This is a genomic window from Streptomyces sp. SID5464 (assembly GCF_009862985.1).
Taxonomy (GTDB): Bacteria; Actinomycetota; Actinomycetes; order Streptomycetales; family Streptomycetaceae; genus Streptomyces; species Streptomyces chartreusis_D.
The window spans coordinates 73,105-85,420 of sequence record NZ_WWIQ01000020.1 but is presented as its reverse complement, the minus strand read 5'-3'; the positions used below and the strand labels follow the sequence as shown (position 1 = coordinate 85,420).

The window sequence follows — 12,316 nt, the reverse complement described above, 5'->3', positions numbered from 1 at the left end:
CGTGGCCCATCCACCCGTACTGGCGTTGCGCGGCATCTCCAAGCGGTTCGGCGGCGTGCAGGCGCTCGTGGACGTCGACCTCCAGGTCCGGGCCGGTGAGGTCGTGGCCCTGGCGGGCGACAACGGCGCCGGCAAGTCCACGCTGATCAAGGTGATCTCGGGGGTCAGTCCCGCCGACCGGGGCGTCATCGAGTGGGAGGGGCACCTCGTGCAGATCAAACGCCCGCACGACGCCCACGCCCTGGGCATCGCGACCGTCTACCAGGACCTGGCCATGTGCGACAACCTCGACGTCGTGGGCAATCTCTTCCTCGGCCGGGAGATCGACCGGGTGGGCATCCTGGACGAGGTGGAGATGGAGCGCCGGGCCCGCGAACTGATGCGGACCCTGTCGATCCGTATCCCCGACGTGCGCATGCCGGTCGCTGCGCTGTCCGCCGGGCAGCGGCAGGCCGTCGCGATCTCCCGCTCGCTCATGGGCGCGCCCAAGGTCCTGCTGCTCGACGAGCCCACCGCCGCCCTGGGCGTCGAGCAGACCAGCCATCTGCTCGACCTCATCGAGGAGGTGCGCGACCGGGGTATGGCGATCATTCTGATCAGCCACAACATGGGCGACATCAAGGCCGTGGCGGACCGGGTCGCCGTGCTGCGCCTCGGCCGCAACAACGGTCTGTTCGACGTGAGCACGGTGACGCAGGAGCAGATCATCTCCTCCGTCACCGGGGCGGCGGACAACGCCGTGGCGCATCGTACGAAGGGCGGGAAGGAGGCATGGCCGTGACCGGCGGCGGGCCGCACCGGGACGGCGGACCGGCCGCGCCGGGCGGTGACGCCGGGCCGGTCGCACCCGGCCGCGCGCCGCGCACCCGCGGCTGGTCCGGCACGCTGCGCGAGCACGCCCTGGAGTTGCGCGGCAGTGTGCGGGACGGCGAACGCGGGCCGCTCCTGGTGGTCGCCGGGCTGATCGTGATCTGGTCCGTCTTCCAGGCGCTGGACGACAAGTTCCTCTCGCCGCGGAACCTGTCCAACCTCAGCGTGGACATCGTCGGGACGGGCCTGGTCGCCGTCGGCATCGTGTTCGTGCTGCTGATCCGGGAGATCGATCTGTCGGTCGGCTCGGTCAGCGGCCTGGCGGGCGCAGTGTTCGCGGTGCTGAACGTGAACCACGGGGTGCCGGAGTGGCTCGCGGTGATCGTGGCGATCGCCGCGGGCATGGCGGTGGGTGCCTTCCACGGGTTCTTCTTCGCCTGGCTCGGCGTGCCCGCGTTCGTCGTGACCCTCGCGGGGCTGCTGATCTGGAACGGCCTGACGCTCTACCTGCTGGGCGCGAGCGGCACGATCAACATCGACGAGGAGGGCCTGGTCGCCTCCCTGACCAGCCGCCACTTCAGTGACGCCATAGCGGCCTACGCGGTGGCGGCGCTCGGCACGGCCGGGTACTGCCTGGCCGCCCACCACAAGCGCGCCCGGCACCGGGCCGCCGGGATGCCGTACCGGCCGCCGGTCGAGATCTGGGTGCGCACGGGTGTCCTCGCGGTGCTGGCCTTCACCGCCGCCTACACGCTCAACCGGTTCCAGGGCCTGCCGCTGGCACTGCTGATCTTCCTGGTGGTTCTCGTCGTCTCGGACTACGTGCTGCGCCGCACGCGGCACGGCCGGCGGGTGTACGCGCTCGGCGGCGGGGTGGAGGCGGCGCGCCGGGCCGGCATCGCCGTGGAGCGGGTGCGGGTCGCGATGTTCATGGTGTCGGGGACGCTGGCCGCGGTCGGCGGGCTGTTCGTGGCCTCGGGCCTGACCTCGGCGAGCCCCACGACGGCCCGCGCGGCCGGATCCGGAATGTTGCTGATCAACGCGATCGCCGCGGCGGTCATCGGCGGTACCAGCCTGTTCGGCGGGCGTGGCTCGCCCTGGTCCGTGCTGCTCGGTGTGCTGGTCATCCAGTCGATCGCCTCGGGCATGGGGCTGCTCGGGGTGGAGGACGCCGTGCAGTTCATGATCACGGGTGGGGTGCTGCTGACCGCGGTCGCGGCCGACGCGCTCTCCAGACGCGCGGCGGCCCGGCGGGGCCGGCCATGAGCCACAGTCCGTCCGAAACGTCCCGGAATTATGATGTTTCTTTTGAAATGCCTAATAAAGGGCAAACATATGAAGCGCAGCCGTCTCGCCCGGGCGGCCGTGGCCGCCGCGGCCGTCGCTGGCTTGGTCCTGGCCGGATGCGGTGACACGGACGCGCCCGGCGGTGAGCAGGCCGACGTCAGCGTGCTCGCGATGGACGCGTCCCAGATGCAGACCCTCCAGAAGCTCACCAAGAGGCACTTCACCGCGGAGACGGGCATCACCGTCGACTACACCCTGCTGCCGGAGAACGAGGCGCGGGAGCGGATGAACCGCGAGTTCGCGACCCAGGCCGGCACCTACGACGTGGCGAGCGTGAGCGCGTACGAGGTGCCGATCTACGCGGACAACGGCTGGCTCGCCCCGCTGGACTCCTATGTGAGGGCGGACGAGGACTTCGACCAGGGCGACGTCTTCCCCAACCTGGTGTCCTCGTTGACCGGCGAGGACGGCAAGCTCTACGCCGAGCCGTTCTACGGCGAGGGTTCCTTCCTGATGTACCGCAAGGACCTCTTCCGCAAGGACGGGCTGACCATGCCGCCGAACCCGACCTGGGAGCAGGTCGCCGGGCTCGCCGCCCGGATCGACGGCACCGACGGCGCGAGCGGCATCTGCCTGCGCGGCCTGCCCGGCTGGGGCCAGAACCTCGCCCCCCTCAACACGGTCGTCAACACCTTCGGCGGCACCTGGTACGACATGGACTGGAACGCGCGCCTGACCTCGCCCGAGTTCAAGAAGGCCGTCGGGTTCTACGTCGACCTGCTCCGCACCCACGGCCAGCCCGCCGCCGACCGGATGGGCGTACTGGAGATCCTCGACAGGTTCGTCGAGGGCAAGTGCGCCATGATGTACGACGCCACGTCGCTGGCCTCGTCGATCGAGGCCGACGGCTCCGCGGTCAAGGGCAGGGTCGGCTACGTCCCGGCCCCGCACGACCGGACGGAGAAGGCCGGCTGGCTGTGGACCTGGGCGTGGGGCATCCAGCAGGCGGCCGAGAACAAGGACGCCGCCTGGGAGTTCATCTCCTGGGCCTCCTCCAAGGAGTACCAGGAACTGGTCGGGCGGGAGGTGGGCTGGACGGCGGCGCCCGCCGGGAACCGCAAGTCGCTCTACTCCAACCCCCGGTACCAGCAGGCGGCAGACGCCTGGTACCGGCAGGAGTACACAGCGGCGACCGATTCCGCCGACCCGAGGAATCCCGGCGTCGACCCGCGCCCCTACACCGGTATCGGCTTCCTCGGCATTCCCGAGTTCGCCGTGCTCGGTACGGCGGTCTCCCAGCAGATCGCCGCGGCCATCGCCGGGCAGCAGTCGGTGGACGCGGCCCTGGAGAAGTCGCAGGACCTCGCACAGGCAGCGGCGGCGAAGTACCGGGGCGAGTGACCCGGCGGCTACCTGGCCGGTCACCGCCCCGGCCGTGACCGCGCCGTGCGCGTGGCGCGGGCCGCGCCCCCGGTCACCCGGGAACGCGGCCCTCGAACTGCCCTGAACTGCCCCGCGGCTCCGCTTACTTGCGGATCAGGCTGCGCAGCACGTACTGCATGATGCCGCCGTTGCGGTAGTAGTCCGCCTCACCGGGGGTGTCGATGCGGACGACCGCGTCGAACTCGACGCCGGTGTCGGTGGTGACCTTCACCGTGCGCGGGGTGGTGCCCTCGTTGAGCGCGGTGACGCCGGAGATGGAGAAGGTCTCCTCACCCGTCAGGCCGAGGGACGCGGCCGACTGGCCCTCCGGGAACTGGAGCGGAAGGACGCCCATGCCGATGAGGTTCGAGCGGTGGATGCGCTCGTAGGACTCGGCGATGACGGCCTTGACGCCCAGGAGCGCGGTGCCCTTGGCGGCCCAGTCGCGGGACGAGCCGGAGCCGTACTCCTTGCCGGCCAGGACGACCAGCGGGATGCCGGCGGCCTGGTAGTTCTGCGAGGCGTCGTAGATGAAGGAGACCGGGCCGCCGTCCTGCGTGAAGTCACGCGTGTAGCCGCCCTCGGTGCCCGGCGCGATCTGGTTGCGCAGGCGGATGTTGGCGAACGTACCGCGGATCATGACCTCGTGGTTGCCGCGGCGCGAGCCGTAGCTGTTGAAGTCGCGGCGCTCGACGCCGTGCTCCGTGAGGTACTTGCCGGCCGGGGTGTCGGCCTTGATGGCACCCGCCGGGGAGATGTGGTCGGTGGTGACCGAGTCGCCCAGCTTGGCGAGCACGCGGGCGCCGGAGATGTCGGAGACCGGGGTGGTCTCCATCGTCATGCCCTCGAAGTACGGGGGCTTGCGGACGTACGTCGACTGCGGGTCCCACTCGAAGGTGTTGCCGGTCGGGATCGGCAGCGCCTGCCACTGGGCGTCGCCCGCGAAGACGTCCGAGTAGGACTTGGAGAACATGTCCTCGCCGATGGCGTTGGCGACGACGTCGTTCACCTCGGCCTCGGAGGGCCAGATGTCCTTCAGGAAGACCGGGTTGCCGTCCTGGTCGGTGCCCAGGGCGTCACGGGTGATGTCGACCTTCATGGAGCCGGCGATCGCGTAGGCCACGACCAGCGGCGGGGACGCCAGGTAGTTCATCTTGACGTCGGGGTTGATACGGCCCTCGAAGTTCCGGTTGCCGGAGAGGACCGAGGTGACCGCGAGGTCGTGGTCGTTGACGGCCTTGGAGACCTCCTCCGGCAGCGGGCCGGAGTTGCCGATGCAGGTGGTGCAGCCGTAGCCGACGAGGTTGAAGCCGACCTTGTCGAGGTACGGGGTCAGGCCCGCCTTCTCGAAGTAGTCGGTGACGACCTTGGAACCCGGGGCGAGGGTGGTCTTGACCCACGGCTTGCGGGTCAGGCCCTTCTCCACCGCCTTCTTGGCCACCAGGGCGGCGGCGACCATGACGTACGGGTTTGAGGTGTTGGTGCAGGAGGTGATGGCCGCGACCGTCACCGCGCCGTGGTCGATCTCGTACGAGGTGCCGTCGGGGGCGGTCACGGTGACCGGGTTCGACGGGGCGCCGTTCGGGATCGACGAGGGGGCGTCGGAGCTCGGGAAGGACTCCTTGCTGGCCTCGTACTCGTCGTTGACGTAGGCGCGGACGTCCTGCTTGAACTGCTCGGCGGCGTTGGCGAGGACGATACGGTCCTGCGGGCGCTTCGGGCCGGCGATGGACGGCACGACCGTCGCCAGGTCGAGCTCCAGCTTCTCGGAGAAGTCGGGCTCGGCGGCCGGGTCCAGCCAGAGGCCCTGCTCCTTGGCGTACGCCTCGACGAGGGCGAGCTGCTGCTCGGAGCGGCCGGTGAGCTTGAGGTACTTGATCGTCTCGTCGTCGATCGGGAAGATCGCGGCGGTCGAGCCGAACTCCGGCGACATGTTGCCGATGGTGGCGCGGTTGGCGAGGCTCGTGGCCGCCACACCCTCGCCGTAGAACTCGACGAACTTGCCGACGACACCGTGCTTGCGCAGCATCTCGGTGATGGTCAGCACGAGGTCGGTGGCGGTGGTGCCGGGCTTGAGCTCACCGGTGAGCTTGAAGCCGACGACGCGCGGGATGAGCATGGAGACCGGCTGGCCGAGCATCGCGGCCTCGGCCTCGATGCCGCCGACGCCCCAGCCGAGGACGCCCAGGCCGTTGACCATCGTGGTGTGCGAGTCGGTGCCGACGAGGGTGTCGGGGTAGGCCTGGCCGTTACGGACCATGACCGTACGCGCGAGGTGCTCGATGTTCACCTGGTGGACGATGCCGGTGCCGGGCGGGACGACCTTGAACTCGTCGAAGGCGGTCTGGCCCCAGCGCAGGAACTGGTAGCGCTCCCTGTTGCGGCCGTACTCCAGCTCGACGTTCTGCGCGAAGGCGTCGTTCGTGCCGAACTTGTCGGCGATGACGGAGTGGTCGATGACCAGCTCGGCCGGCGCCAGCGGGTTGATCTTCGCCGGGTCGCCGCCCAGCTCCTTGACGGCCTCACGCATGGTCGCGAGGTCCACGACACAGGGCACGCCGGTGAAGTCCTGCATGATCACGCGGGCCGGCGTGAACTGGATCTCCTGCGACGGCTGGGCCTGCGAGTCCCAGCCGCCGAGGGCGCGGATGTGGTCGGCGGTGATGTTCGCGCCGTCCTCGGTGCGGAGCAGGTTCTCCAGCAGGACCTTGAGGCTGTACGGAAGGCGGGCCGAGCCCTCCACCTTGTCCAGCCGGAAGATCTCGTACGACTCGTCGCCCACCTGCAGCGTGCTGCGGGCGTCGAAGCTGTTCGCCGACACGACAGTCTCCTTCATTGATGTGCGCGTACCACCACGATCCTGCCGCCACGGCATCTCGGCCGATCCGCTAAGGTAAGGCTAAGTTAGGCAGGCCTTACCGGGGCTGGCGGCTGCGGTGCTCCCCGGCAGATATCTCGATGTCGAGATAACTCTAGTACACCGGGGGCGGTAGGTCATGCCCCGGCGTCCGCCATGCGGTCATGCACCCCCCTCTCCGGGGTATCCGAACCAGGTGTCCACGCCGCAAACGGAGAGGAGACAGGCATGCCGCTCACGTTCCGCAAGAGTTTCCGGATCCTTCCGGGGGTGCGTCTGAACATCAACAAGCGCTCCTGGTCCATCACGACCGGCGGTGGAAAGAACGGCCCGCGTCACACCCGCAGCAGTACGGGACGTCGTACGACATCGATGGACCTGCCCGGACCTTTCGGGTGGCGGCGCACGCGCACCGCCCGTCGACACTGAGCCACCAGGGCGGATTGACTTCCCGTCACCCGAACGGAGCCCCCCGTCGGGTGACATCTCATATCTGAGATAACCTCAACCACATGGCAGACGACTACCTCGTACGCATCGGCAAGCTCATCCGTGACGCCCGGCAGCACCGGGGCTGGACCCAGTCGCAGCTGGCGGAGGCGCTCGGAACCAGCCAGAGCGCCGTGAACCGGATCGAGCGCGGCAACCAGAACATCAGCCTTGAGATGATCGCGCGTATCGGGGAGGCCCTCGACAGCGAGATCGTGTCGCTCGGCTACGCCGGTCCGATGCACCTGCGGGTGGTCGGCGGCCGCCGGCTGTCCGGCGCCATCGACGTGAAGACGAGCAAGAACGCGTGTGTCGCGCTGCTGTGCGCCTCACTGCTCAACCAGGGGCGCACGGTGCTGCGCCGCGTGGCTCGCATCGAGGAGGTGTACCGCCTCCTGGAGGTGCTGGGCTCGATCGGCGTCCGCACCCGGTGGATCAACGACGGTGTCGACCTGGAGATCGTGCCGTCGGCCGAGCTGGACCTGGCGGCCATCGACGCGGACGCGGCCCGCCGCACCCGCTCGATCATCATGTTCCTCGGTCCGCTGCTGCACCGCATGGACCACTTCAAGCTGCCCTACGCCGGCGGCTGCGACCTCGGTACGCGCACGGTCGAGCCGCACATGATCGCGCTGCGCCGGTTCGGTCTCGACATCGCCGCCACCGAGGGCCAGTACCACGCGATGGTGGACCGCTCGGTCCGCCCCGACCGTCCGATCGTGCTGACCGAGCGCGGTGACACGGTGACCGAGAACGCGCTGCTCGCGGCCGCCCGGCACGACGGCATCACCGTCATCCGCAACGCGTCCTCCAACTACATGGTCCAGGACCTGTGCTTCTTCCTGGAGGCCCTCGGTGTGAAGGTCGACGGCATCGGCACCACCACGCTCACCGTGCACGGCGTGCCGACCATCGACGTCGACGTGGACTACTCCCCCTCCGAGGACCCGGTCGAGGCGATGAGCCTGGTCGCGGCAGCCGTGGTCACCGAGTCGCAGCTGACGGTGCGCCGGGTGCCGATCGAGTTCCTGGAGATCGAGCTGGCCGTGCTGGAGGAGATGGGCCTCGACCACGACCGCACGCCCGAGTACTTCGCCGACAACGGCCGCACCCGGCTGGTGGACCTCACCGTCCGGCCCTCCAAGCTGGAGGCGCCGATCGACAAGATCCACCCCATGCCGTTCCCCGGCCTGAACATCGACAACGTCCCGTTCTTCGCGGCCATCGCGGCGGTCGCCCAGGGCAAGACCCTCATCCACGACTGGGTCTACGACAACCGCGCGATCTACCTGACCGACCTCAACCGGCTGGGTGGCCGCCTGCAGCTCCTCGACCCGCACCGCGTGCTGGTCGAGGGCCCGACCCGCTGGCGCGCCGCCGAGATGATGTGCCCGCCGGCCCTGCGCCCCGCGGTGGTCGTCCTGCTGGCGATGATGGCGGCCGAGGGCACGTCGGTGCTGCGCAACGTGTACGTCATCAACCGGGGTTACGAGGACCTGGCCGAGCGACTGAACTCGATCGGGGCGCAGATCGAGACGTTCCGGGACATCTGAACGACGGATGCGCGCTGTACGTACGGGGCGGGGCCGGGGCATCCCGGCCCCGCCCCGCGCTACGACGAACGCGCGCCTACGTCTTGGGCCAGGCCATCGAGGGCTGCGCCGACCCGGAACCGGACACGGCGGGCACGGGAGTGCGCCCCGCTCACCAAGGGACTGCCTGATCCTCGATCAGTTCCCGGTGGCCGATTCCGGTAGTGGGCCGGAGCCCAGGACTCTGGCGGTGAGGTTCGCCAGGTGCGCCCGCATGGTGTCGCGTGGCAGCCGCTCTCGCCCGGCCAGGTGCTCGACGAGGTCGGCCCGGGTGGCGGCGAGCAGGGCATGGGCGAGGAAGTCGCTGTCGGTCAGACCGGGGATCTGCTCCAGCACGGACCGGAGCAGGCCGTGCCACAGGGTGTAGTGCTCCGCCTGGTAGGGACTGCCGCTGCCGCCCTCTTCCAGGGCCAGCGCGAGGCGGCGGTTGTCGAGTTTGAAGCACAGGACGGCGTCCAGCAGGGCGGGTACGCGCTGGTGCGGTGGGGTGGCGGGGCCCAACGGCGGCGGACCGGCTTCGACTGCCTCCCTGACCGGTTCGAGCCGCGCCTCGTACAGCGCGCGGAGCAGCCCGGCGCGGTCACCGAAGGCACGGAAGAGCGTTCCCTTGCCGACGCCGGCCGCTGCCGCGATGTCGGCCATGGTGAGTTCCTCGGGACTGTCGGAGCGGGCGAAGAGGTCGTCGGCGGCCGCGAGGACGGCCTTGCGGTTGCGGACGGCGTCCTGGCGGGGCTTGCGCTCGGGCACGCGGTTCTCCTCTTTGCAATCCGGACCCTGGGTCCGTATCGTAAAAACGGACCCCAGGTCCGGATTCTACGAGATGGAGGACACCCATGTCCGCACCGACGGCACCGATCGCACCGGCGGATCTCTACCGCCACAGCCTGCGACTGCTCCTGGAAAAGGACATTTCCGCGTGGGTCGGCCTGTGGGCCGAGGACGGCGTCATGGAGTTCCCCTTCGCGCCCCCGGGTTGGCCCCGGCGCCTGGAGGGCAAGGAGGCCATCGCCGCCTACATGCGCCCCTACCCCGACCACATCGACCTGCACGCCTTCCCCGACCTGCGGATCCACCGGACCACCGACCCGGAGACCATCGTGGCCGAGATGCGCGGCGTCGGACGCCTGGTCAAGACCGACAGTCCCTACGAGATGACCTACATCGCCGTCGTCACGGTCCGGGACGGGCTCATCGCCTCCTACCGGGACTACTGGAACCCCCTCGCCGTCCTCGAACCCGGCACCGGCTTCGCCGGGAGCGCCCGATGACCGGCACCGGCACCACTCTGGTCATCGGCGCCACCGGCACCACCGGCAGCCGCACCACCGCACGCCTGACCGCCGCCGGCCACCGCGTCAGAGCCGCGAGCCGGCACGCCACCCCGGTCCCCGGCGCGGAGGCGGTCCCCTTCGACTGGTACGATCCCGCCGGCCACGCCGCCGCCCTCGAGGGGGTCGACCGCGTCTATCTCATACCGCCCCTGGGCGACCCCGACCCGGCAGCGGTCATGCTGCCTTTCCTGCGCCGGGCCCGGGCCGCCGGCACACGCCGCGCGGTGCTCCTCGGTTCCTCGGCCATCCCCCGGGGCGGCCCGGCGGTGGGCGCGGTGCACCAGGCTCTGCCTGAACTGTTCGAACAGTGGGCGGTGCTGCGGCCCTCCTGGTTCATGCAGAACTTCACCGGCGCGCACGCGCACGCCCGCGGCATCCGCGAGGACGGCACCATCTCCACCGCGACCGGGAACGGCCGGGTCGGCTTCGTCGACGCCGACGACATCGCCGCCGTCGCGTTCCACGCCCTGACCGACGACCCCGCCCTCAACAGCGATGTCGTCCTCACCGGACCGGAAGCGCTCAGCTACGACGACATCGCCACGCTCATCACCGAGGTCACCGGCCGGCCCGTGGTCCACCGGCCGGTCTCCTACGAACAGATGCGCGATCGCCTCTCGGCGCTGATGCCGGTGGAGTTCGCCGCCATGCTGGCGGACATGGAGCGTGCCATCGCGGAGGGGGCGGAGGACCGCGTCACCGATACCGTCCAGCGCCTCACGGGCCGGCCGGCGCGCTCTTTCCGCGCCTTCCTCTCCACGCCCGGGACCCGGCTCGACCAAGGCACGTGATCTCCGACGAGACACCGGCGGCGCGGCCTCGGCGGGGTTCGGGTGTGGGACCGCGAGAACGGGAAAGTCCGGCGCTGTGGACGTGCATCTGCTGACCTTCGGGCACAGCACCGCCGATCGGGACCGGATCACCGAGCTGCTGCGCCACGCCGGCATCACGGCCGTCGTGGACGTGCGGACCGCTCCCGGCAGCCGCCGCGACCCCGATCTGTCGCGGCGGCGGCTCGCCGAGTGGATGCCGGACGGCGGCATCGCCTACCGGTGGGAACCCGCCCTCGGCGGATTCCGCACACCTCCCGTGGACAGCCCGGACATCGTCTGGCGCAACGCCTCCTTCCGCGGCTACGCCGCCCACACCCGCTCCCCCGAGTTCGTCACCGCGATGGACCGGGTGCTGCGCGAGGCCGCGCACGGCCGCACCGCCGTGATGTGCAGCGAGGCGGTCTGGTGGCGCTGCCACCGCCGGCTGATCGCCGACTTCGCCGTACTCGCCCGCGGCGTACCGGTTCACCACCTCATGCACGACGGGCGCCTCGGCGCCCACGCGCCGACGCCCGGCGCGCGACTGCGCGACGACGGGCTTCTCGTCTACGACGGTTACGACGGCCGCACGGAGCCCGGCGGCGACTGAGGCATGCGCGCTACAGGGCGTCGGGCACGTAGCCGATCAGGACGTCGGCGGGGCCCTGGACGCGGACCTCGCCGAGGGCGGCGGGGAGGAGCAGGGTGCGGGCGCGGTCCAGGCGGCCGGTCCAGGGGCCGGAGGTGACGGTCACCGGGGCTCCGGCGTTGGTGAGGATCTGTGCGGTGGAGAAGGCGTGCACCAGGGGGGCCGTGGTGCCGGCGGTCCAGCGTTCGAGGGCGAAGTACGGGCTCGTGCAGAGCACGGTGCGCACCACGCCGCCGTCCCTGCGGATGTCCGTGCCCGAGTGGAGCTCGGGGCGCGGCCCGGGACGCCACTCGTCGAGCAGGCGGGCGAGGTTATCGTGCCACTCCGCCTCGGGGACGGGCGAACCGTCCTCCATGCGGGTGCGCATGGCGTGCTGCTGGATGTCGGAGGTCTGCTCGATCTCGTAGACGAGCGTGCCGGGGCCGAAGCTGTGCAGGGTGCCGCCGGGGACGTAGACCGTCTGTCCGGCACGGACGGGCAGGCGTCGCATGACCGCGTCGAAGTCCTGGGCGAGCAGCGCCCGGTGCAGGGTGTCGCGGTCCACGCCGGGCCGGGTGCCGACCAGGGCGGTGGCTCCCGGGGCGGCGTCGAGGATGTGCCAGGCCTCGGTCTTGCCGTGGGGTTCGCCCTCCAGGCGGCGGGCGGTGGTGTCGTCGGCGTGCAGGTGCACCGGGAGCGGGCGGCTGCCGTCGATGAACTTGGTGAGGAGGGGGAAGCGGGGGCCGGGGCGGACGTGCGGCCCCAGCAGTTCCTCGGGGTGGTCCGCCATGATCTGCCGGAGGGTGCGTCCGGCCAGGGGCCCCTCCAGGACGGTCGAGGCGTCGCCGTCGACGTCGCTCACCTCCCACGTCTCGGCCACCGGGCCGTCGGGCAGGCCGGTGCGGCCCAGCCGCTCGGCGATGGCCCGCCCGCCGAAGACGTGCTGCTTGACGGGGGTGGTGAGCCGCAGCGGGTGCCAGTCCACGTCCCTCCTCGTCGGGGCCGGATGGGTGGGGATCGGTCGGGGGACACGGCCGGGGTACCCCGGGGGGAGGCGCGCATGCGTGCGGCTGATGGAGGCTCTGGGG

11 protein-coding genes are annotated in these 12,316 nt (G+C 70.6%); 8 read left to right on the top strand and 3 right to left on the bottom strand.

From position 1 onward, the window contains the following. The first annotated feature begins 1 nt into the window (after position 1). From GTY47_RS13165 to GTY47_RS13155, 3 genes are all read left to right on the top strand, one after another. Positions 2-781 carry an ATP-binding cassette domain-containing protein gene (locus GTY47_RS13165; protein ID WP_010033929.1) on the top strand — a complete coding sequence of 260 codons (780 nt, stop codon included), beginning with the start codon at positions 2-4 and terminating at the stop codon, positions 779-781. Then, positions 772-2,076 (top strand): ABC transporter permease, encoded by a 1,305-nt coding sequence (locus tag GTY47_RS13160; protein ID WP_010033926.1) that lies wholly within the window; start codon positions 772-774, stop codon positions 2,074-2,076. The genes GTY47_RS13165 and GTY47_RS13160 overlap by 10 nt, the downstream gene beginning before the upstream one ends. 69 nt (positions 2,077-2,145) lie before the next feature. Then, entirely contained in the window at positions 2,146-3,498 is a 1,353-nt protein-coding gene (locus tag GTY47_RS13155) for a sugar ABC transporter substrate-binding protein (protein ID WP_010033923.1), read from the top strand. Between the two features lie 124 nt (positions 3,499-3,622). Here GTY47_RS13155 and acnA read toward each other — a convergent pair whose 3' ends face one another. Next, positions 3,623-6,340 (bottom strand): aconitate hydratase AcnA, encoded by a 2,718-nt coding sequence (gene acnA, locus GTY47_RS13150; protein WP_010033922.1) that lies wholly within the window; start codon positions 6,338-6,340, stop codon positions 3,623-3,625. A 264-nt stretch (positions 6,341-6,604) separates the two neighbouring features. Between acnA and GTY47_RS13145 the strand changes: the two genes are divergently transcribed. Beyond that, positions 6,605-6,805, top strand: a complete 201-nt coding sequence (locus GTY47_RS13145) for a DUF4236 domain-containing protein (RefSeq protein WP_010033921.1) — start codon at positions 6,605-6,607, stop codon at positions 6,803-6,805. A gap of 83 nt (positions 6,806-6,888) precedes the next feature. Then, positions 6,889-8,418 carry a UDP-N-acetylglucosamine 1-carboxyvinyltransferase gene (locus GTY47_RS13140; protein WP_010033920.1) on the top strand — a complete coding sequence of 510 codons (1,530 nt, stop codon included), beginning with the start codon at positions 6,889-6,891 and terminating at the stop codon, positions 8,416-8,418. Between the two features lie 177 nt (positions 8,419-8,595). On the opposite strand, the gene GTY47_RS13135 is transcribed toward GTY47_RS13140, so the two are convergent. Next, positions 8,596-9,204 (bottom strand): TetR/AcrR family transcriptional regulator, encoded by a 609-nt coding sequence (locus GTY47_RS13135; protein WP_010033919.1) that lies wholly within the window; start codon positions 9,202-9,204, stop codon positions 8,596-8,598. A gap of 86 nt (positions 9,205-9,290) precedes the next feature. Here GTY47_RS13135 and GTY47_RS13130 point away from each other — a divergent pair, with 86 nt between their 5' ends. The 3 genes from GTY47_RS13130 (at position 9,291) to GTY47_RS13120 (ending at position 11,210) form a co-directional block, all read left to right on the top strand. Then, a complete protein-coding gene (locus tag GTY47_RS13130) occupies positions 9,291-9,725 on the top strand; it encodes a nuclear transport factor 2 family protein (RefSeq protein WP_010033917.1) in 435 nt (144 codons plus the stop codon). Then, a complete protein-coding gene (locus tag GTY47_RS13125) occupies positions 9,722-10,579 on the top strand; it encodes an NmrA family NAD(P)-binding protein (protein WP_010033914.1) in 858 nt (285 codons plus the stop codon). Before GTY47_RS13130 ends, GTY47_RS13125 begins: the two co-directional genes overlap by 4 nt. A gap of 76 nt (positions 10,580-10,655) precedes the next feature. Beyond that, positions 10,656-11,210 carry a DUF488 domain-containing protein gene (locus GTY47_RS13120; protein ID WP_010033912.1) on the top strand — a complete coding sequence of 185 codons (555 nt, stop codon included), beginning with the start codon at positions 10,656-10,658 and terminating at the stop codon, positions 11,208-11,210. 10 nt (positions 11,211-11,220) lie between these two features. On the opposite strand, the gene GTY47_RS13115 is transcribed toward GTY47_RS13120, so the two are convergent. After that, complete coding sequence (locus GTY47_RS13115) at positions 11,221-12,213, bottom strand: type I phosphomannose isomerase catalytic subunit (RefSeq protein WP_010033909.1); 993 nt, start codon at positions 12,211-12,213, stop codon at positions 11,221-11,223. Positions 12,214-12,316: the final 103 nt, after the last annotated feature.

What these genes read in the sequence shown, in the direction of transcription:
- GTY47_RS13160 (WP_010033926.1), top strand. Translation starts at nt 772, where the DNA reads ATGGCCGTGACCGGCGGCGGGCCGCACCGGGACGGCGGACCGGCCGCG.
- GTY47_RS13155 (WP_010033923.1), top strand. Translation starts at nt 2,146, where the DNA reads ATGAAGCGCAGCCGTCTCGCCCGGGCGGCCGTGGCCGCCGCGGCCGTC.
- GTY47_RS13145 (WP_010033921.1), top strand. Translation starts at nt 6,605, where the DNA reads ATGCCGCTCACGTTCCGCAAGAGTTTCCGGATCCTTCCGGGGGTGCGT.
- GTY47_RS13140 (WP_010033920.1), top strand. Translation starts at nt 6,889, where the DNA reads ATGGCAGACGACTACCTCGTACGCATCGGCAAGCTCATCCGTGACGCC.
- GTY47_RS13130 (WP_010033917.1), top strand. Translation starts at nt 9,291, where the DNA reads ATGTCCGCACCGACGGCACCGATCGCACCGGCGGATCTCTACCGCCAC.
- GTY47_RS13125 (WP_010033914.1), top strand. Translation starts at nt 9,722, where the DNA reads ATGACCGGCACCGGCACCACTCTGGTCATCGGCGCCACCGGCACCACC.